Source organism: Azospirillum sp. BE72 (assembly GCF_031455875.1).
Classification (GTDB): Bacteria; Pseudomonadota; Alphaproteobacteria; order Azospirillales; family Azospirillaceae; genus Azospirillum.
In genome coordinates this window covers 344,421-365,180 of sequence record NZ_JAVDTO010000002.1, presented here as the reverse complement: position 1 = coordinate 365,180, position 20,760 = coordinate 344,421, and the positions used below count along the sequence as shown (strand labels likewise).

The following is a 20,760-nucleotide window of genomic DNA, read 5'->3' as shown; positions in this document are numbered from 1 at the left end:
CTCAGCCGGGGGCCAGAACCTTCAGGGCTCCTGGGCGAATCCGGTAGTGAAGCGGCGCGTGCAGCTTCCGGATCTCGCCGTCGTTGACCATCTTCAGGCGATGGCGGCGGCTGTGGACCGTCAGGCTGGTGACCGCATAGGTGTCGAGCGCCTCGTCCTGCTTCCAGGATCCGGCGACCAGCCGTCCCATCAACCGAAGCATCGCGAAGGCGTTCCGTTCGCGGGCGACGTAGACCCCGAGTTTTCCGGCATCCAGCGACTGGCGCGTCAGGACCAGACCGAAGCCGTCATCGTAGACATTGTTGGAGACCACCAGGATCGGCGTGCGCATCCGCTTCGGCCCTTCGCCCCAATCCAGGCGGACGTCCAGCAGCGGCAGCTTGTACAGCGTCTTTGCCAGGGCGAGCGCGGCACCCGGCCATTTCAGCAGCCGGTGCTGCTTGCGCTGGCGTTCGCGCTCCTGCACCACCTGGGGATAGAAGCCGAGAATGGAGCTGTTGGTGTAGGGCTCGCCATTCACCTCGGCGATGTCGATGACGCGAACCCGGCCGGCGGCCAGAGCCTCGGCCGCCGCCTCCAATTCAAGTGGCATGTGAAGATCGCGTGCCAAAAGATTGAGAGTACCCAGTGGAATCACCCCAAGCGTCTTGCCCGTGGGCAGCGCCAGCTTCACCGCGCTGTGCAGCGTGCCGTCGCCGCCGCCGACCACGACGATCTCGGCGTCCGAATCCAGCACACGCTGGATCGTCTCGGTGCATTGGGCGCCGTCGACGCAGTGCAGGTCCACCTCGGCGCCACGCCGTTCGAAGGCGGCGCGGATCGCCTGCTTGGCCCCGTCCAAGGGGCGGTCGACCAGCGAGCCGGCCTGCTGGTTCAGGATGATACCGACCTTCATGGCTGACCGGCCGGATTGTGAAGCGGCATGGCGTCGAACCTTCTGTGGATCAGCGTCTCGGGGCTGTGCAGAACAGATGAGAGCGTGAGCGCAACGGTCCAAGGGGGGCGAAGTTCCTTATTCGGTTGTGTGGCGGCGTCTGTGAACATCCGGCACCGTATGGCCGGTTTGACAGAGGCGCAGGCTCCCGTATCATCTGCGGCGGCCGCAAGCTTCGCCCGATGCATCAGGGGTGGAAGGAGCAGGTGGCCCGTCACCGCCCGATTTCCAACGATAATCGAGAAAATACAAGACGATGAGCGACGCTGCTGAGATTCTGTTCGAACGTCGGGGCGCGATCGGCCTCGTCACGCTCAACCGGCCGAAGGCCCTGAACGCCCTGACGCTGGGCATGATCAGGCTGTTCGATCCGCAGTTGCGGGCCTGGAATGCCGACCCGGAGGTCAAGGCCGTCGTGATCCGCGGCGCGGGCGAGAAGGCCTTCTGCGCCGGCGGCGATGTCGTCAGCCTGTACGAGGCAGGCAAGGCCGCGAAGGAGGGACGCGGCGACACGGCACCGGTCCGCGCCTTCTTCAGCGAGGAATATGTGCTGAACCGGCTGATCAAGCGGCTGTCCAAGCCCTATGTCGCGCTGATCGACGGCATCTCCATGGGCGGCGGCGTCGGCCTGTCGGTGCATGGCAGCCACCGCATCGTCACCGAACGCACCCTGTTCGCCATGCCGGAGACGGGCATCGGCCTCTATCCCGACGTCGGCGGCACCTATTTCCTGCCGCGGCTGCCGGGGCAGGTCGGCATCTGGCTGGGCCTGACCGGCGACCGGCTGAAGGCCGCCGACATGCTGGCGATCGGCGCCGCCGACGCCGTCGTGCCGAGCGGCAAGATCGACGCGCTGATCGACGATCTGGCAGCGGGCGTCCCGGCGGACAAGGCGATGGCGGCCCATCGCGGCGAGGCCAGCGAGGCGTCCGTCACCGCGATTCGCGCCGCGGTCGACCGCTGCTACGGCTTCGACAACGTCGAGGCGATCATCAAGGCGTTGGAAGCCGAGGGGACGGAGTGGGCGGCCGGGCAGGTCGCCACGTTGCGCCGGGTGTCTCCGACCAGCCTGAAGGTGACGCTGGCGGCGCTGCGCCGCGGGGCCAAGCTGGATTTCGAAGCCTGCATGGTGCAGGAACTTCGCCTCAGCCTCGCCTGCCTTGCCGGGGACGATTTCTACGAAGGCATCCGCGCAGTCCTGGTCGACAAGGACAAGAATCCGAAATGGAAGCCCGCCGATCTGGTCGATGTCGGACCGTCCGACGTGGAGCGTCATTTCGCCGAACCCGCGGGCGGCGATCTGGTGTTCCGCGACTGACGCAATAGCTGTGGGAGGCGGCCCCGGCGCGGTCTTCGGAACCACTCCGTTCCGGTTATGCCGGGGCCTCCACCCGGTCGAAAACATTCGGACGAGGGTACCCGGCGAAAGGCGCCTGTACAGACGGGTTGTGCCAGACTTTTTCCGGAATTATTAGGATGATTGCCGACGAATGATCGGTTAATCTCGCTTTAAGGTCCCGGTATCGTCCTTGCGCGGGGAACGGCCGGTTAGAGCCAAAGGAGACCGCGGTGCGCAAACCTTATTATGAGAGCATTCTGTTGATCGAGCGGCTTCACCGCCACTTTCTCGAAGTGCTCAAGACCGAACTTGACCGCCTTGGGATCCAGGACATCAACAACGTCCAGAGCCTGATCCTCTACAATATCGGTGAAGACGAGATGACGGTCGGCGAACTGACCGCGCGCGGCTATTACCTGGGTTCCAACGTCTCCTACAACGTCAAGAAGATGGTCGAGAACGGCTATCTTGGACAGGAACGCTCTCCGCACGACCGCCGGTCCGTCCGCGTCCGCCTGTCGGAAAAGGGCCTGGACCTGCGCGAGAAGATCAGCGTCATGTTCGAACGCCATCTGGCCGCCCTGGAAAAGGCCGGTTTCAGCGACGAGGAACTGACCAAGGCGAACGAGACCCTGCGCAAGCTGGAACGCTTCTGGTCGGCCTCGCTCGACTACAGCGGCTTTCCGATGACGTCTGCGGCCTGAAAACAGGCCGGGTTTGCTACGGCCCCCGCGGTTCCGGCTCCCGCGGGTGGCATCCAGGCACGCTTCCCATCCCTTCGCACTGCTTTGTGTAGATTTGGGCGTTTCCCGTTGAAGACCGACGGGATGGGGCAGGGAAGCAAAGCCGAACGAGCCGGCATCTTCGCAATCTTTCCGCAGTGTTCCACTTTTGTCGCTGAACCCTTCCGCGTCTTTTCGCGTTGACGGGATTCGGTTCCTGCGCGCCCGGATGATGTCCAGACAGCAGACCGTGTCGGGGGCATTTACTGGAACAGGCGGCGCATGTCCTACATCGTCCTCATGGTTGGGCTCGGTTTCCTGATCCTGTTGGTGGCCTGGCTGCCGATGGTGCTGAAGGAACTGCCGCTGTCGCTGCCGATCATCTGCGTGGCGCTGGGATATGCGGTCTTCAGCCTTCTGCGGCTGGACAATCCGGAGCCGCTGGCCTTCCCGGAGGCGACGGAGAGACTGACGGAAATGATCGTCATCATCTCGCTGATGGGCGCAGGGCTGAAGCTGGACCGCCGCATCGGCTGGCGGCGCTGGATCATCACATGGCGGCTGCTGGGCATCACCATGCCGCTGTCGATCCTGATGATCGCGCTGATCGGCTGGTACTGGCTGGATTTCCCACTGGCGGCGTCGATCCTGCTGGGGGCGGCGCTGGCGCCGACCGATCCTGTTCTCGCCTCCGACATCCAGGTCGGCCCGCCCAAATCGGGGGAGGAGGACGAGATCCGCTTCAGCCTGACGTCGGAAGCCGGGCTGAACGACGGGCTGGCCTTTCCCTTCGTCCATCTCGCCATCGGCGTCGCCCTGCTGAACAACAACCCGCCCTGGGAGATGCTGAAGCATTGGGCGTTGCTGGACGTCGTTTGGCGGCTGGTCGCCGGGGTCGGCGTCGGTTGGCTGATCGGGCGGTTCCTCGGCTACGTTACCTTCAGGATTCCGAATCGGGCCAACCTGTCACGGACTGGCGACGGCTTCGTATCGCTCGGCATCACGCTGATCGCCTATGGGGTGACCGAGCTGGTCAGCGGATATGGCTTTCTCGCCGTGTTCGTCGCAGCCGTGGCACTGCGCGATGCCGAGCGGGACAGCGAGTATCACGAGCGGCTGCACGACTTCGTCGAACAGACCGAACGGCTGATGATGATGCTTATGCTGGTCCTGTTCGGCGGCACGCTCGCCCATGGACTGATCGACGCCCTGTCCTGGAGCGCGGTCGGCGCCACCGCGGTGATCCTGTTCCTGGTGCGGCCGGTGGCGGGGGTGGCCGGGCTGGTCGGCGTACCGATGCCGTTGGGGGAAAAGCTGGCCATCGGCTTCTTCGGCATCCGCGGCATGGGCAGCATCTATTACGTCGCCTATGCCCTGAACACCGCTGAATTCGACGTGCCGAACGCATTGTGGGCGGTGACCGGGCTGATCGTTCTTCTCTCGATTCTCGTCCACGGCACGACCGTGACGCCGATCATGAGACGGATCGACCGTCGCCGGCAGGCCATGGACCCGCCGCCAGCCGCCGCCATACACCCCCGAATGGAAAAAGCGGGTGTTTCGCCCGACCCTTGATGAAAATTGTTTGTGAAGCTGAAATTCCGCTTCGCTTACAACGTGATGCCCCTGCATAGTGGTTGGGAAGCGGCGGCGCGGACGGCCAGACGGTTCCGGAAATCCGGACGGATCGGCCGACGCGACCGCGCGGGGAGGCCGCCTGACGAACCCGTCCGGCAAGTCTCCCGAAACCACGCGCAACGCAACGCTGAGGGGGAGGAATTCACGCATGATCGCACGTCTTTTGGCCGGTGCCGCCCTGGCCGCCCTGACCATCGGTGCCACGGGACCGGCCAATGCCCAGCAGGGCAAGCTTTCCGGCGACATGGTCAAAGTCGGTGTGCTGAACGACCGCTCCGGCCTCTATGCCGATCTCGGCGGCGAGGGATCGGCGATCGCCGCGCGCATGGCGGCGGAGGAGTTCGGCAACAAGATTCTGGGCAAGCCGATCCAGATCATCACCGCCGACCACCAGAACAAGCCCGACATCGGATCCAACCTCGCCCGCCAGTGGATCGACCAGGACGGGGTCGACGTGATCGTCGACGTGCCGAACTCCGGCGTCGCCCTGGCTGTCCAGGAAGTGACGAGGGAAAAGAAGACGATCTTCCTGATGGAAGGCCCGGCGACGTCGCGCCTGACCGGCGACGCCTGCTCTCCCACCGGCTTCCATTGGCCCTACGACACCCGCGCGCTGGCGGTCGGCACCGGTCAGGCCATCGTGAAGGAGGGCGGCGACAGCTGGTTCTTCATCACCGCCGACTATGCCTTCGGCCACCAGTTGGAGGCGGACACCTCGGCCCAGGTGAAGAAGGCCGGCGGAAAGGTGGTGGGCTCGGTGAAGGCACCGCTGAACACCGCCGACTTCTCCTCCTTCCTGCTGCAGGCACAGGCGTCTGGCGCCAAGATCGTCGGGCTCGCCAATGCCGGCGGCGACACCATCACCTCGATCAAGCAGGCGTCGGAATTCGGCCTGACGCAGAGCGGGCAGCAGAAGCTGGCCGGCCTGCTGATCTTCCTGTCCGACGTGCATGCGCTGGGGCTGCAGGTCGCCCAGGATCTGGTGCTGACCACCGGCTTCTACTGGGATCGCAACGACGAGACCCGCGCCTGGTCCAAGAAGTTCTTCGATCGCCACGGCAAGATGCCGACCATGGTGCAGGCCGGCAGCTATTCCGCCGTCCGGCATTACCTGAAGGCCATCGAGGCCGCCGGCACCGACGACGGCCCGACCGTCGCCGCCAAGATGAAGGAAATGCCGGTCAACGACATGTTTGCCCAGAACGGCACCATCCTGCCCAACGGGCGCATGGTCCACGACATGTATCTGGCGCGGGTGAAGAAGCCGTCGGAATCGAAGGGGCCGTGGGACTATTACGAAATCCTGCGCACCATCCCCGGCAAGGAGGCTTTCGCCACCTTCGAGGAGAGCGGCTGCAAGCTGCCCAAGTAAAAGCGTGACGTGAGCAAAAGTATGACATGAAGGGGCGGCACCTCCGCCGCCGCATCGGTCGTAAGGCCGGCGCAGCGGCGGGGGCGGCAGGGGAGAGCGACGCTCATGATGGGGACGATTTTCGGCATTCCGCCCCAGGCGCTGTTCGGACAGCTTCTGCTGGGGCTGATCAACGGGTCTTTTTACGCGCTGCTCAGCCTTGGGCTGGCGGTCATCTTCGGCATGCTGAACGTCATCAACTTCGCCCACGGCGCGCTGTACATGATGGGCGCTTTCGTGTCCTGGCTGCTGCTGACCCAACTCGGCATCGGCTATTGGTGGGCGCTGCTGCTGGCGCCGCTGATCGTCGGGCTGTTCGGGGTGGTGTTGGAAAAGACGCTGCTGTCGCGGCTGTACAAGCTGGACCACCTCTATGGCCTGCTGCTGACCTTCGGTCTCGCGCTGATCGTGGAGGGGGCCTTCCGCCACCAGTACGGCGTGTCGGGCCAGCCCTATCCCATTCCCGACGCGCTGAAGGGCGGCCAGAATCTGGGCTTCATGTTCCTGCCCAACTATCGCGGGTGGGTGGTGGTGGCGTCGCTGGTCGTCTGCCTCAGCACATGGATCGCCATCGAGAAGACGAAGCTGGGAGCATACCTGCGCGCGGCGACGGAGAACCCGGTGCTGGTCCAGGCCTTCGGCATCAATGTGCCGCGCATGGTGACGCTGACCTACGCCTTCGGCGTCGCGTTGGCCGGGCTGGCCGGCGTATTGGCGGCACCTATCTACCAGGTATCGCCGCTGATGGGATCGAACCTGATCATCGTGGTATTCGCGGTCGTGGTCATCGGTGGCATGGGGTCGATTCTGGGGGCGGTGTTGACCGGTTATGGTCTGGGCCTGTTGGAAGGGCTGACCAAGGTGTTCTATCCGGAGGCCTCGAACATCGTGGTCTTCGTCATCATGGCGGTGGTGCTGATGATCAAGCCCGCCGGCCTGTTCGGACGGGAAAGGTGAGCGCATGAGCCTTCATTCGCAAAGCGGCGGCCGCGCGTCCGCCAAGGCTCCCCGTACCGCCGCACAGGTCTCCGTCCCTGACAGGGGCCTGACGCCGGCAAGGATCGGCGCGCTGGTGGTTCTCGCCGGCCTGCTGGCGGCACCCTTCCTGCTCTACCCGGTCTTTTTGATGAAGGTGCTGTGCTTCGCGCTGTTCGCCTGCGCCTTCAACCTGCTGATCGGCTTCGGCGGCCTGCTCAGCTTCGGCCACGCCGCCTTCTTCGGCAGTGCCGCCTATGTCACCGCCCATGCGGTGAAGGTCTGGGGGCTGCCGCCGGAACTCGGCATTTTGCTGGGCACTGCGGCCTCGGCCTTTTTGGGGCTGGTGTTCGGCGGCATCGCCATCCGCCGCCAGGGGATCTATTTCGCCATGATCACGCTGGCGTTGAGCCAGATGGTCTTCTTCCTGGCACTGCAGCTTCCCTTCACCCATGGCGAGGATGGCATCCAGGGCGTGCCACGCGGCGTGCTGTTCGGGATCTTCGACCTGAACAACCCGATGGCGATGTATTACACGGTGCTTGCCGTGTTCCTGATCGGCTTCGCCATCATCTGGCGAGCGGTCCATTCGCCCTTCGGACAAGTGCTGAAGGCGATCCGCGAGAACGAGCCGCGCGCCGTGTCTCTCGGCTACCGCACTGACCGTTACAAACTGGTCGCCTTCGTGCTGTCGGCGACGCTGACGGGCCTCGCCGGCGGGACCAAGGCCATTGTCTTCCAACTCGCCAGCCTGACCGACGTGACGTGGCAGATGTCGGGCGAGGTGGTGCTGATGACGCTGCTGGGCGGCATGGGAACGCTGTCCGGCCCGGTGATCGGTGCGGCGCTGGTGGTGACGCTGGAAAACTATCTGGCGGCGACCAGCCTGCCGGTGCCGGTGGTGATCGGCTGCATCTTCGTCGTCTGCGTTCTGGTCTTCCGTCGAGGCATAGCCGGCGAAATCAAGGCGAGACTCGGGAATAAACACTGACTCTGAAAAGATTGTCGAACGAAGATCGCAGGTGATGTAAGAACTGTTTCGCAAGAAAGACTATACGGTTTCAAGATACCGCATACCTCGAAAGAAAGGGGGCGGGGTTATTATTTTGCGTCCTGGAACGATCTGCTTTTCGGGTGTTATACAACTCAACGCGTGCGGCGGTGCAGCAAAATGACCGACGCGAGCTTTGGGAAGAAGCGTCCACCCGGACGAACGAATTCGAGGAGCATCCCGCATGGCCATGGACAAAGACACCACGACCACCACGCGTGACACCGCCAACCGTGCGAAGGGCACGGTGGAAGACATGACCCGCGCCGGAGAAGCGACCACCCGCCGCGCCGCCGACGCCGCCCGGTCGATGGGCGAGGAGGCGGCCGAGACCGGCCGTCAGGCCGCCGATGCCGGCGCGGAGACCAGCCAGAAGGTGATGGGCGCCGGTGCCGACATGACCCGCCGCACCGCCGACACCGCCCGCACGGTGATGGGGACGGCCAGCGATGTCGCCGGCCGCACGTCGGAGCAGTTGCAGCGCGCTCTCGGCCTGTCCAAGGAAGCCCAGGGCGAGGTCGCCAGCCAGACACGCGAGACCATGGACGTCATGGTCCAGTGCGGCAGCGTGCTGGCCGACGGCTGGCAGAACGCCTGGCGCGAATGGATGGGCTTGGCCCAGGAAGTCGCCAGCCGCAATGCCGAGGGCATGAACGCGCTGATGCGCAGCCGCACGGTCCCGGATTTCTACGCGACGCAGAGCCGGATGCTGAAGGACAACATGCAACTGGTGCTGAGCCGCAGCGTCAAGATTTCCGAGCTGTCGGCGAACACCGCCAGCACCGCGATCGGTAAGCTGAACGCCCGCCTCGAAGGGGCGGCCCAGCAGACGGAGCGCCGCTTCTAAGCTCCACCATCCCAAAAGGAACGGTCTCCATCCTGACCTGAGCCCCGGCCCGCGAGGACCGGGGTTTTTTCTGCGCCGAATGCTTCTTTTACGACGCCTCCGGCGTTGCTCGGTCAGGAAGCCTCCGGCGTCAGCCAACTTACCGACGCGCCGCCGCCGGTGGAGGGCAGGGCGTCGTGCAGGGCCGGCAGCATGCTCCTCAGCGTCTCGTCCAGCTTCCAGGGAGGGTTGACGATCAGCAGGCCGGAGCCGTTCAGGCGCAGGTGGGTGTCCTCGGGGTGCCACGTCAGCTCGGCGATCAGCACCTTGGGGATGCCGGTCTTCTCCACCGCATCCTGGAACCGCCAGACCGCCGCCCGCTCCTTGATCGGATACCACAGGGCGAAGATGCCGGTGGACCAGCGGCGGTGGGCCAACGCCAGCCCTTCGGCCATGCGGGCGAACTCGTCCGGCTGTTCGAATGGCGGATCGATCAGGACCAGACCGCGCTTCTCCTTGGGCGGCAGATGCGCCTTCAGCGCGGTGTAGGCGTCCGATTGGTGGATGGACACGGCGCGGTCCCCGGCGAACTCAGCCTTCAGGCTGTGGGCGTCGTAGGGATGCAGTTCCACCAGGACCATGCGATCCTGCGGGCGCAAGGCGGCGCGCGCGATTCGGGGAGAACCGGGATACCAGCGCAAGGAGCCGTCCGGGTTCAACGCCTGCACTGCATCCAGATAGGGGGCCAGCCCCGGGTGGGATGCCGGCCGTCCCCACAGGCGGCCGATGCCGTCGTCGCTTTCCGCGGTCTTGCGGGCCGGTTCAGAGGTCAGGTCGTAGCGCCCGATCCCGGCATGGGTGTCGAGCACGCAGAAGGGCGCCGGCTTGGCGCGCAGATGATCCAGGATCAGCGCCAGGACGGCGTGCTTCATCACGTCGGCCGGGTTGCCGGCGTGGAAGATGTGGCGATAGTTCATGCGCCGGGGTTTACCCGATCACGCCGCTTCGCGCCAGCGGTCATGCCAGTGGCATTGTCGATGCGGGTATCGATGCGGGATTTGAACGCGCGATTCGGGCCGGAGATCAGTTGATCGCGGCGACCTGCTGGGCATTACGGAAGCTGCGGCGGGTGCCGGGGGCAACGCTGACCGGATCGGTGTCTTCACAACGGGAGGAGGCGAGCAGCTTCGCGCTCTGCGCATCCAGTTCGGACAGGCTCTGCCAGATCTTGCAGACATAGGCCTGGGCACGGCGTCCCGAACCGCCGTTGTAGCGGGCCAGCGCGGTCTTCCAGTTGCCTTCCTCGCCATGGAAGCGGACCAGAAGCTGGCCGGCGTAAAACACGTTGTCACGCGGCTCCACGATCTTTTCCAGCGGCTGGAACTCGCCGCGGTGCGAGGCGACTGAGAGCTGCATGCAGCCGACATAGGTGTTGGAGCGAAGCTGCCCGCGATGGTCGCGCAGGTGGCGGGCGGCATCGTTGACGTTGCGGGCGTAGTAGGGACGGCCCTGCACGCTCATCGCGAAGGGATGCGGCGCACCGTCCTGACCGCTTTCGACCAGCGCAATCGCCACCAGCATGCCCGAGGGAATGCCGAGCTTCTGTTCGGCTTCCACCGCGTGGGTGACGCAGCTTTCCTTGGCGAGCGACGGGGTCGCGGTCTGGGCCTGGGCGGGAGTTGCCATCGTCAGCGCCACCAGGGGGGCCGTCAGCAGTCCCGCAGCCAGTGCGAAGCGTCCACCCGCTGTGGCGCATACGCGCTGATTTCGTCCCCGCATCCCAAACCTCCTTCTGATGTCGCCCCGTGTTCTACGGCGGCTGTTTGACCCCCCGCGCGGGGCCGTTGTTCCGGTCACCGAGTCGCTTACGGCGACCGCCTCCTACCCAGATGTTCGACGCCTCCCAATCGGGCGCCGCGGCCACACTTCCAAAAATTTGATCCATCGTCAACCGCCTTGCACCCTGGTAATACCACAGCTTTCGTCCGTCAGATGTCACGCAGAGGCGCCGGGCCGATGGTCTAGGCCCTTCGGTTGTGGGTATAAGCCTTTGAATCGCCACATTTGCCGGCGATATCGAAAGGGATGTTCCGATGATCTTGGTCTGCCTTCCGTACAGGGGATGAAAAAGGGGCTACTGCGACCGCGTGTCGCCGGAATCACACTTCCAGATGATTTTCGCGACCCCCTTGCGCGGCGCAGCATGTTGGGGCAGTAAACTCCGCCGCCTTGTTTGCCTGGACTCGGGCGGGCCGGGTTCGAAGATGCCGCCTTGGGTCCGATCGACCACCACGGCGGCAGGCGGATGCGGAGCCCTGCGGGCCGGCGGCAACCCGTTCGTGCAGGCCCGACCTCAGAGGAATCCAACCCCTTGTCCGCGGATCCGTCCTTCGGCGGAGCGTCGTCCGCTCCCGATCTCGATCAACTGTTCCGCTTCGGTTACGACCGGCTCTATGCCGGGAATTTTACCGAAGCAGTCCGTGGATTCCGGATGGCCGCCGCCGCCGATCCCGCGAATGGCGAAGCATGGGCGGCGCTGGCCGACGCCTGTGGCGGGGCGGGGCTGACGGAGCGGACGGCGGCCTGCTACCGGCGCGCCGTGATGCTGGATCCCGCCGAATGGACATGGCGGCTGATGCTGGCCGATGCCCTGCGGCAGTGCGGCGAAACCGATTCTGCGCATGCTCTATATAGTGTGCTGGCAGTCGAACGGAGCGATTCGGCCGCGGTGCGACTCGGGCTCGCCCATTGCCTGTCCGCGCTGGGCCGGCATGATGAGGCGCTGGACGAGTTCCGTGAGGCCGTGGCCCTGCGCCCGAACGACCGCGCCGCCGTGCTGGCGCTGGCCGAGGCGCTGGCGATGGCCGGTGACTCATTGGCGGCGGTGGAACTGCTGCAGCCGCTCGGCCGGCGGTATGAGGATGATGCGGCGGTCCACCATGCGCTGGGCCGCTGCTGGCTTGCGTTGCGCGAACCGGCGAAGGCGCTGTCCGCGCTCCGCCATGCGCGCGATGTCGCCGAGGGGGACGAGGCCGCGCCGATGGAACGGCTGATCGCGGCGCTGGAGGCCGGGGAGGGCGCCGACCTGTCGGCCGCCTATGTCCGCGCCCTGTTCGACCGCTATGCCGACCGTTTCGACCAGGATCTGGTCGGCAAGCTCGGCTATGCGGCGCCCGATCTGCTGCGGGCGGCGGTGGACCGGGTGGTTCCGGTGGCGGCGGGCCTGCGGATCCTGGATCTCGGCTGCGGTACCGGGCTGGCCGGCGTCACCTTCAAGCCGCTGGCGGCGCATCTGGCTGGCGTAGACCTGTCGCCGCGCATGGTGGAAAAGGCGCGGCAGCGCGGCCTTTACGATGAACTCGGCGTCGGCGACGTGGTGGAGGAGATGGAGCGTTCCGCCGGCGGTTGGGACCTGCTGGTCGCGGCCGACGTGCTGGTCTATATCGGCGACCTTGCTCCGGTCTTTGCGGCGGCGGCCTGCGCCCTGCCGCCGGGTGGCCATTTCGCCGCCACGGTGGAGCGCCTGCCGGCCGAGTCGGCACAGGAGTTCGCCCTCGGTGCAACCCGCCGCTACGCCCATGCCGAAGCTTATGTCCGCCGCAGCGCGGAGGAGGCCGGCTTCGCCGTGCGCCTGATGGAGCCCTGCGCGCCGCGTCGCGAGAAAGGCGTTCCGGTCGCCGGGCTGCTGTTCGTGGTGGAATGCGCCGCCCGGTGACGGGCTGGCGCCGTCAGGCGCCAATGACGGGATCGCGCCGTCAGGCGCCGCAGGCATCGACGAAGGACTTGGCGAAATGCGTCCAGGTCCTTTCGCCCTGGATGAAGGCAAGGGCGCGGTCGGCACGGCGCTTCGCCTCCTCCCGGTCGGCATGGATCGCTTCCAGATGGGCGACCAACTCGTTGACCGAGGATTCCTTCCAGCCCTTGCGGTCGCCCTTGTGGAACAGCTGGGTCTGCTTCGACAGCGGCCAGCACCGCGGTTCCTCGGCCGGGCCGATCAGGTCGAGATGACCGGTGTTGGCCGACAGCACCACCGGCACGCCGCAGCCCATCGCCTCCATGGCAACGAGGTTGGTCGCGCCCTCGCAGCGGTTGGGGAAGACCGCTGCGTGGCAGTCGGCCATGACGGCAGCGATCTCGGCGCGGCCGACGAGACCGAGGTCGACCACCGACCCGGCGGGCAGGCCGTAACGGGCAGCCCACTCCACCACCTGCAGCCGCCCGTCCGGCCCGATGTCCGGCGGGGTGCGGGTCAGCTGCGAGTCGGCGACGGTGAAGGCGACCTCCGGCCAGGGGCTTTGCCAGGCGGTGACGAGCAGGGCCTCTGGATGGCGCTGTTGGAAGGCGCGAAAGGCCATCAGCACGATGTCCTGCCCCTTGCGGTATTCCAGCTTCCCACCTGAAAACACCACGAACCGGTCGCCGAAGCGCCCCGAGGGCGGCAGTGGGCGCATCTCCGTCGGGTCGACGCCCTGGAAGGCGAGGCCGACGGTGTCGAAGCCCTGTTCCAGCAGAAGGTCGCGGTTGTAGGTGGAATGCACCACGATGCGGTCGAAGGCGCGGGCGCGTGCCAGCACCTCGGCGCTGAAGTTCGTATCCTCGAAGGCGATGACGCCGATGTTGCGATGCCCGCGGAAGCGGCGGGAAGGCTCCCCGGTCACGAACCCGTTGCCCAGCGCATGCAGAACGTCGGCATCCGGGATGACGATGGTGCTGTCGCCGTAGGGGGCGGCGGCCTCCATGTAGCGGCGATGCTCGTCCTCCAGGGGCTGCAGCGCCGTCCTGTTTTCCGGCCGCAGGCTGTCCATCATGGGAGCGTCGAGCAGAAGCGGGCGCATGCCCTGTGCAGTCAGGTACAGAGCGGTATGGACACCGACCAGCCCCCATCCATGGATCTCGGACAGCGGCCAGGTCAGGGCGAAACGGCGGGTCATGGCGGCCTGCGGCAAAGGGTGAGAGCGGCAGCCTAGACGCGCAGAACCAGGATTTTCAACCGGATATGCACGTCAGGCGTGGAGAAGGCGCGGAATGCAGGGCCGATTGGTTGAGGTGTCGGGCTAGATGGCCTGTGCGTAGCGGCCGGCGTCGGCCGGCAGGCACCAGCGGGCATGAAGCTGCCCCTTGCCGTCGAAGCTGCAGGCGATCCATCCGGAACCGTGCAGCAGCCGTCGGCCGCCATCGGTGAAGGGCGGCATCTCGAACCTGTGGGCGGGCAGGGGGTGATCCGGCCGGGTGGCGAGCGGCTCCGCCAGCCGGGTGCGCCAGCCCGGCCGGGCAACAGAGGGAGAGACGGCGAAGCGGGGGGCATAAAGCTGCCACATCTCCAGCCCGCCGCCGCGCAGCACCCCCCGGCCGGCGGCACCCGACAGGCCACGCGACGCGACGGTGATGCGGCAGCCGGTCCGCCGGGAAAAATCGCCGAGCGTGCGGAGCATCCGTTCCCACTCGGCATGGCGACCCGGCGCGGTCCAGTGATCGCCCAGCCCCCGCGCCAACCGGCGCTGCAGGGGAGCCGGCAGCACCGCACCCAGTCGGTCGAGCGCAGCTGCGGCGGGAACCAGCAGCGGAGCGCCGCTGACCAGGATCAGGTGCCGGCAAGCGGCGAAGCGATCGAGCCAGTCCGGCAGCAGGCTCCAGTCACGCTCCGACAGGATGCGGCGGGCATTGCGGTCGGTCCACAGGTCGAGCGCCAGCAACCCGGCCTCTCCCATGATGAAGCCCTGTGCGAGCGTTCCGCAGGCAGCCCCCCACAGGCAATCGGGCGGAGAATCGGCGACGGAGCCGGTTTGAAACAGCTGGGCCTGCCGGCGCGTCGCCACCAGCAGCGGGCGCAGGCTGCGCGAAGCAGCATCGCCGTCCTCCCGGCCGCCCCAGGCGCCGGCCAGCAGCCGGCCGAGGTCGGAGCCATCCCACATCATCACCGACGGGATCGAGGCCAGCACGGCCGCCGCCGCGGCACCGCTCCACCCGCGCAGCATCCGGTCGAACCCGGCGGACATCAGTTCCTCCGCCACGCCGGGCAGAGGCGGACCGAGCCGGCGGGAAGCGTCGCCCAGCAGAGAGGCTGCCTGCGGGGCGGCGGCCAGCACGGCATCGCCATCGACCTGTCCGCCGGCCTGGATCAGCAGGTGATAGCGGTCGACGGAATGCGCGGCGAGAAGATCGCGCCAGAGTGCCGGGGACGCCGGCGGTGCCCCACCATCCGAAGGCTCTGCGCCCTTCGTCGCGCCTGTCATTCCGCTTCCGTACAGAATAGCCATGCGTGGGAATGACTGACGGCCCGGAACGACCACTGTCCAGTGGGGTCCGTCGGGGAAGCCATAGGTGACATTGGTGTCGCGCATGCCGCGGGGAACAGCGAAGTCGAAGCGCCAGACGTGGTGGCGGCGCCAGACCGTCAGGTGGCGTGGGGGAACCGGCAGGGTGACGCCGTCCACCCGCAGGTCGTCGGGTTCGACCTCCCCGTCCAAAACGAACAGCGCCGACAGCCACCATCGGTCGCGCTGTTCACCGCGGAAATACAGGATGGGGCCGAGCAGGATGCTCGGCTCCGCTCGTCTGCGCGCCATGACTCATCCGTCCGAACCCGCTCCCCCAAAAAAGGGGCATCACCGCATCCCATAGCGCATGGCGCCGCGGAACGGAGAGGAAAATCGCGAGGGCTCAGCCTTTCCGCTTGCGCAGCAACTCCAGCATGCGGGGCGGGACCTGTTCGTTCAGAACCGGGTCATACAGGCGATGAAGTTCCTCCACATGCTGGCGATGCTGGGCGAGCAGCGCCTTTGCGTCGGGATCGCTCTCGACCACGCTCTCGAATGCCGCGCGCTCCCGTTCGTCGAGGGCGCCGTCCAGATAGGCGTTGATATCAGTCATCGTCACACGCTTCATCTCTGTCGTTCCCGGATGGGTCGCCGGGGTTTTTCCCCCTGGGACACGATCAACCGTGACATGTCCGGTGGCTCCGCCGTTTCCGGAAAGACCGGCCGAAAGGACGCCTACCCAATCTTATGGGCATGATCCTCGGCCATACCAGTCCGACAAACGGCGCGATCACTGCTCCCTTTCGAGGCGAGCAATCCGGCACCGTCATCCTCTTTCGCGTCGCCCGGCCAAGTAACAGGACGGTGTTGCTGATTGTTCCAGCCGGTGACGGGGCGGAACGCGACGCAATCGGGGCTGTTGTGATTGTGCAACGCATCCCGTCCGCGCCCCGTCAGGGGTACTGTGAAAGGAGAAATGCCCGTGGCTCAGCAGGAGAGCAGGCAGCCGCCGCAGCACCAGGACAGCCGGCCCGGCCATCAGGCGCCGATGGATCCCCAGCCGTCGGAAACCCGGCCCGGCTATCGCGGCAGCGGCAAGCTGCGCGACAAGGTGGCGCTGATCACCGGCGGAGACAGCGGCATCGGCCGCGCCATCGCCGTGCTGTATGCCCGCGAGGGCGCCAAGGTCGGCATCCTGTACCTGAACGAGGATGAGGATGCCCGCGAGACCCGCCGGCTGGTCGAGGCGGAGGGCCAGCCCTGCAAGATCCTGAGCGGCGATGTCGGTCAGGAGGAAACCTGCCGCAAGGCGGTGGAAAGCATGATCGGCGAGCATGGGCGCATCGACATCCTGATCAACAACGCGGCCGAACAGCACCCGCAGAAGTCGATCGAGGACATCACCGCCGAACAGTTGGAGCGGACCTTCCGTACCAACATCTTCGGCCAGTTCTTCATGGTGAAGGCCGCCCTGCCGCACATGCACGAGGGCGCCTGCATCATCAACACCACCTCGGTCACCGCTTACAAGGGAAGTCCGGAATTGCTGGACTATTCGGCGACCAAGGGCGCCATCGTCGCCTTCACCCGGTCGCTGTCGATGGCGCTGGCCGATCGCGGCATCCGCGTCAACGCGGTGGCGCCGGGGCCGATCTGGACCCCGCTGATCCCCTCGACCTTCGACGAGGAGAAGGTGGAGAGCTTCGGCGGCAACGTGCCCATGAAGCGGGCCGGCCAGCCGGACGAGGTGGCGCCGTCCTTCGTCTTCCTGGCGTCGGACGATTCTTCCTATATGTCGGGTCAGGTCCTGCACCCGAACGGCGGAACGGTGGTCAACGGCTGACGCGCACCGGCCGGACGCAAAGGCCCCGCTGCGTCGATTCCGGCGCAGCGGGGATTTTTCGGAGCGATGCCGTCAGGCTTTGCGGATGCGGGCGACGAAGGCGTCGACCGACTCGCGCAGGCTCTGCGCCTGGTTGCCGAGGCTGCCTGCGGCCTGCAGCACGTCGGCCGCCGAGCGGCCGGCCTCCTGCGAGGCATCGTTGACGCCCATGATGCTGCGCGACACCTCCGCCGTGCCCTGGGCCGCCTGCTGGACATTGCGGGAGATCTCGCCGGTGGCGGCGGTCTGCTCTTCCACCGCGGAGGCGATGGAGGTGGCGATCTGGTTGACCTGCTGGACCGTGTCGGCGATGCCGCGGATGGCGCCGACGGCCCCATGGGTCTCCTTCTGGATCGCCTGGATCTGGCCGGAGATTTCCTCGGTCGCCCGCGCGGTCTGGTTGGCGAGGCTCTTCACCTCGCTGGCGACGACGGCGAAGCCCTTGCCGGCCTCACCGGCGCGTGCCGCTTCGATGGTGGCGTTCAGCGCCAACAGGTTGGTCTGGCTTGCGATCTCCTGGATCAGCTGCACGACGCTGCCGATCCGTTCCGCCGCCTGTGCCAGGCTTTCCACGGTGTCGTTGGTGCGTTGCGCCTCGTCCACCGCGGACCGGCTCATGCGGGTGGCGGATTCCAGCTGCCGGGCGATCTCGCTGATGGAACTCGCCAGCTCTTCGGCAGCGGAAGCCACCGTCTGCACATTGCTGAGAGTCTGGTCGCTGGCCGCGGCGACGGAGGCGGCCTGACGAGTGGTCTCCTCCGCGGTGGAGGACATGCTCTCCGCATTGCTCTGCAGTTGGGTGGCTGCGGACGACACCGCGCCGACCACGCCCCGGACGCTCGCCTCGAAGCTGTCGGCCAGGGCGTTCATCGTCCGGGTCTTTTCCGCCGCGGCGCGGGCTTCGGCGTCCTTGGCCTCCTGCTCCATGCGGCGGTTGTTGAGGAGGTTCTGCTTGAAGACCTCCACCGTGCGGGCCATCGACCCGACCTCATCCCCACGATCGGCGCCGGCGACCGTCACCGTCGCGTCGCCCTTGGCCAGTTGCTCCATCACGTCGTTCAGCACCGTGATCGGGCGGCGGATGCCGAAGACGGCGATGACGACCGAGGTGGCGGCGGCAAGGAAGATCGCAGCGATCATTCCACCGATGGCCCAGGCGATGACGGCGTCGGTCTCGTCGCTCAGTTGGTCGGAGGACCGCTGCACGCTGGCATTCACGTCGTCCGCCAGCTTTGCGGCGATGCTGAAGGTCTCCACCACCAGCGGGCGGCATTCCTTGGCGTAAAGGGCGGCGGCACCGGCTTGGTCACCCTTTTCCTTCAGCGCCATCACCTCGGGCAGGGCGCGCTTGATCGAGGCAAGCATGTCGGTCATCCGGCCGACGGTCGCCGTCGCATCCGGCTTGGCGAGACGGGCGACGACCGCATTGGATGCCGCGATCGCAGCCTGGATTTCGTTCAGCGACTTGGCCAAGCCGGGAAGTCCGGCCGGCTCCTGAAGAAGCAGGACGTTGTTCATCTCGCGGCCCAGATTCGCGACGTCGCCGCGCATCCGTTCAAGTTTCTGGGCGAATTCGATGTCGGTCGTGATCAGATTGGAATAGTTCGAATCCACGCGATTCAGCGTGTTGGCCATGAAGGCGGCCAAGCCGACCGCCACCACGCTGAGAAGAAATACGACAAAATAGATCTTCGGACCGATCCCGATTCGCGACAACGGATTCATGATTATCACCCACACTTAAGCGAACTGGTGTTCTGGATGTGATCGATGCAAACACCGATCGACTCGCATTCAGCGCAAGTATAGGCCATCCTCATATGAACAATGGATTAACGCCGCAGTGATTAAGCGATTTGCTGGATATTATTCCGGCGTCTTGGATATCTAAAATAATTCTTCAACTCTACCAAAATATTAAGTTGTTGGGTAAGAGGCAGTGATCTGGATCAACCTCTGCACAGATGCATGGCAGCCATTTCTCACCTGAACGTGTGACGCTATGCCCGAATGCAAGCACCCCCCGCAACAGGTTGCGGAGGGTGCATGGCGTTGCCGGACGGGACCGGCCGCAGAGGAAATGAAATCAGGCTGTCATCAGGTTGTTCAGCCGTTCCCGCGCGCGGCACAGGCGGGACCGGATGGTGCCGATGGAGACATTCAGCGTTTCCGCGGCCTCCTGATAGGGGCGGCCTTCGATGGCGACCAGCTTGACCACCTTGCGCTGGCTGGGGGTGAGGGAGGAGAAGGCGCGGTCGACGTCGCGGAAGACCAGACGCGACATCTGCGCCGCATCGACGGACATCGCGCCGTCCCACAACTCGACCTTCGTCACATGGCGGTCGCGCTGCAGGTTGTTGAAATGCAGGTTCTTCAGCATGGTGGTCAACCACGCCTGCATATTCGTGCCGGGTTCGAAACGATGCTGGCGAGACAGGGCTCGGGCCAGGCAGTCCTGCAGCAGGTCCTCTGCGGCGTTGGCGTCGCGGGTCAGTTTGCAGGCATAGCGCTGCAGGTTCGGCATGCAGCGGATCAGTTCGTTTTCGAACGAGTACGCCATGGTCATTCTTCCTCCACGGTCTGTTCGTCCCGGCCGGCCGGTAGAGCGGCGGCGCCCTTCTATCGGTGGCGGGGCGCGAAGCAGAGACGGCGTTTGGTGTTCCGGCGCGCGAGCGGGGCGCTGCCGGTTCGAAAGGCTGAGGATCGAAGCTGTCTAGGTCCTGCGGCGTCAGGCTGCCCGGTGGGATGCCATCTGCCGGCCCGTCATTCGACTCTGGCCGGCACTCTCTTGGACAATCCCTGGGGCGATCCCGGCGGGATATCGCGGAACGATCCGGTCGGCGGTGGCGTCATTGAGGCGGTCCCGTTGTTGCCCGTCGTTGATCGTGTCGGGAGCTAAACGCGCCGTCCGCCGGGGATGTTCCACCGCCGGATTCGGAAAGAGTGACATCGGTGGCAGATCGCGGAGATTCCGGTCGCGTTTCCGCTTGCCGGGCTTACCACCACCGAACGCGCCGTGCGGTGCCGGAACGCAACAGTCAGGAGGTGGCCGGGGAGCGCGCCGCGAGCGGCTTTTCCAGGCGCAGCGCCGCCATATCGTCCTCGTAATAGGCGGGATAGACGGCGAAGCGGCGGTAGCCGGCGGCGGTGTAGAGCGCAATCGCCGCCGTGTTGTCCGCCCGGACTTCCAGCCGCAGTCCGCTACAGCCATGGGCCGCCGCGGCATCCTCCAGCGCCGACAGCAGGCGGCGGGCGATACCCCGGCCCCGGCAGCCCGGCTCCACGGCGAAAGAGGTGAGGCGGGCGAGGGGTGTTCCCGCGTGGAAGCCCAGCACGCCGTAGGCCGCCGGCCGGCTCCCTATGTCGGACGGGCAGTCGTTCGACCGGTCTCCCGACCAGTCGCCCACTTGGCAGTCGGCCACAAGGACCACACCTTTTGCTTTCAGGATCGCATAGCGGAAGTTGCGCCGCGTCATCCGGTCGGTCGCGAAGCTCTGCTCCTCGATCGCCAGCAACGTGGGAATGTCGGCCACTGTGGCGCGGCGGATGACGATGCATGCTGCATCGCAGTGGACAGGATCGATTTCGTGACGCATCGTTGACGGGAAAAAGGGGAGGGGGTGCCACTCTACTCCCTTTTACCACAGTGAAACGACGGTATGGTCCGCGTGGGGAAAGCTTTGTTTAACCAACAGCGCCGACACTCCACCCCATGTTGGCCCCCT

At 65.9% G+C, this 20,760-nt stretch carries 18 protein-coding genes; 9 read left to right on the top strand and 9 right to left on the bottom strand.

What is annotated here, in order from left to right; all coding sequences use genetic code 11:
- Position 1: 1 nt before the first annotated feature.
- Positions 2-895, bottom strand: coding sequence for a diacylglycerol kinase family protein (locus tag J2Y49_RS07805; protein WP_310113823.1), 894 nt, complete (start codon positions 893-895; stop codon positions 2-4).
- A 295-nt stretch (positions 896-1,190) separates the two neighbouring features.
- Here J2Y49_RS07805 and J2Y49_RS07800 point away from each other — a divergent pair, with 295 nt between their 5' ends.
- From J2Y49_RS07800 to J2Y49_RS07770, 7 genes are all read left to right on the top strand, one after another.
- Positions 1,191-2,252, top strand: a complete 1,062-nt coding sequence (locus J2Y49_RS07800) for an enoyl-CoA hydratase/isomerase family protein (protein WP_310113822.1) — start codon at positions 1,191-1,193, stop codon at positions 2,250-2,252.
- A 251-nt stretch (positions 2,253-2,503) separates the two neighbouring features.
- Entirely contained in the window at positions 2,504-2,977 is a 474-nt protein-coding gene (locus J2Y49_RS07795; RefSeq protein ID WP_012974024.1) for a MarR family winged helix-turn-helix transcriptional regulator, read from the top strand.
- A 300-nt stretch (positions 2,978-3,277) separates the two neighbouring features.
- The gene (locus J2Y49_RS07790; protein WP_310113819.1) at positions 3,278-4,570 is read left to right on the top strand and encodes a sodium:proton antiporter; all 1,293 of its coding nucleotides are present in this window, start codon (positions 3,278-3,280) and stop codon (positions 4,568-4,570) included.
- Positions 4,571-4,781: 211 nt separating this feature from the next.
- Positions 4,782-6,005, top strand: coding sequence for an ABC transporter substrate-binding protein (locus J2Y49_RS07785; RefSeq protein ID WP_310113817.1), 1,224 nt, complete (start codon positions 4,782-4,784; stop codon positions 6,003-6,005).
- Positions 6,006-6,113: 108 nt separating this feature from the next.
- The gene (locus J2Y49_RS07780) at positions 6,114-7,001 is read left to right on the top strand and encodes a branched-chain amino acid ABC transporter permease (protein ID WP_194914446.1); all 888 of its coding nucleotides are present in this window, start codon (positions 6,114-6,116) and stop codon (positions 6,999-7,001) included.
- Between the two features lie 4 nt (positions 7,002-7,005).
- Complete coding sequence (locus J2Y49_RS07775; protein ID WP_310113816.1) at positions 7,006-8,010, top strand: branched-chain amino acid ABC transporter permease; 1,005 nt, start codon at positions 7,006-7,008, stop codon at positions 8,008-8,010.
- A 244-nt stretch (positions 8,011-8,254) separates the two neighbouring features.
- Positions 8,255-8,917, top strand: coding sequence for a phasin family protein (locus J2Y49_RS07770; RefSeq protein ID WP_310113814.1), 663 nt, complete (start codon positions 8,255-8,257; stop codon positions 8,915-8,917).
- Positions 8,918-9,030: 113 nt separating this feature from the next.
- Here J2Y49_RS07770 and J2Y49_RS07765 read toward each other — a convergent pair whose 3' ends face one another.
- Both J2Y49_RS07765 and J2Y49_RS07760 read right to left on the bottom strand, forming a co-directional pair.
- Positions 9,031-9,873, bottom strand: a complete 843-nt coding sequence (locus J2Y49_RS07765; protein ID WP_310113812.1) for a 23S rRNA (adenine(2030)-N(6))-methyltransferase RlmJ — start codon at positions 9,871-9,873, stop codon at positions 9,031-9,033.
- A 106-nt stretch (positions 9,874-9,979) separates the two neighbouring features.
- Positions 9,980-10,675, bottom strand: coding sequence for a transglycosylase SLT domain-containing protein (locus J2Y49_RS07760; RefSeq protein WP_310113810.1), 696 nt, complete (start codon positions 10,673-10,675; stop codon positions 9,980-9,982).
- A 592-nt stretch (positions 10,676-11,267) separates the two neighbouring features.
- Here J2Y49_RS07760 and J2Y49_RS07755 point away from each other — a divergent pair.
- Positions 11,268-12,611, top strand: coding sequence for a tetratricopeptide repeat protein (locus tag J2Y49_RS07755; protein WP_310113808.1), 1,344 nt, complete (start codon positions 11,268-11,270; stop codon positions 12,609-12,611).
- A 40-nt stretch (positions 12,612-12,651) separates the two neighbouring features.
- Here the strand turns inward: J2Y49_RS07755 and J2Y49_RS07750 are convergent, their stop codons facing one another.
- The 3 genes from J2Y49_RS07750 to J2Y49_RS07740 form a co-directional block, all read right to left on the bottom strand.
- Positions 12,652-13,827, bottom strand: coding sequence for a glycosyltransferase family 4 protein (locus J2Y49_RS07750; protein ID WP_310113807.1), 1,176 nt, complete (start codon positions 13,825-13,827; stop codon positions 12,652-12,654).
- A gap of 123 nt (positions 13,828-13,950) precedes the next feature.
- Positions 13,951-15,462 (bottom strand): hypothetical protein, encoded by a 1,512-nt coding sequence (locus J2Y49_RS07745; RefSeq protein ID WP_310113806.1) that lies wholly within the window; start codon positions 15,460-15,462, stop codon positions 13,951-13,953.
- Between the two features lie 94 nt (positions 15,463-15,556).
- Positions 15,557-15,766 carry a hypothetical protein gene (locus tag J2Y49_RS07740; protein WP_310113805.1) on the bottom strand — a complete coding sequence of 70 codons (210 nt, stop codon included), beginning with the start codon at positions 15,764-15,766 and terminating at the stop codon, positions 15,557-15,559.
- Positions 15,767-16,129: 363 nt separating this feature from the next.
- Here J2Y49_RS07740 and J2Y49_RS07735 point away from each other — a divergent pair, with 363 nt between their 5' ends.
- Positions 16,130-16,996: an SDR family oxidoreductase gene (locus tag J2Y49_RS07735; protein ID WP_310113804.1), complete on the top strand. Its 867-nt coding sequence runs from the start codon at positions 16,130-16,132 to the stop codon at positions 16,994-16,996.
- Between the two features lie 72 nt (positions 16,997-17,068).
- On the opposite strand, the gene J2Y49_RS07730 is transcribed toward J2Y49_RS07735, so the two are convergent.
- From J2Y49_RS07730 to J2Y49_RS07720, 3 genes are all read right to left on the bottom strand, one after another.
- Positions 17,069-18,760, bottom strand: a complete 1,692-nt coding sequence (locus J2Y49_RS07730) for a HAMP domain-containing methyl-accepting chemotaxis protein (RefSeq protein ID WP_310113802.1) — start codon at positions 18,758-18,760, stop codon at positions 17,069-17,071.
- 361 nt (positions 18,761-19,121) lie between these two features.
- Positions 19,122-19,595, bottom strand: coding sequence for a sigma-70 family RNA polymerase sigma factor (locus tag J2Y49_RS07725; RefSeq protein WP_085089358.1), 474 nt, complete (start codon positions 19,593-19,595; stop codon positions 19,122-19,124).
- Positions 19,596-20,073: 478 nt separating this feature from the next.
- The gene (locus J2Y49_RS07720; protein ID WP_310113796.1) at positions 20,074-20,631 is read right to left on the bottom strand and encodes an N-acetyltransferase; all 558 of its coding nucleotides are present in this window, start codon (positions 20,629-20,631) and stop codon (positions 20,074-20,076) included.
- Between the last annotated feature and the right edge of the window lie 129 nt (positions 20,632-20,760).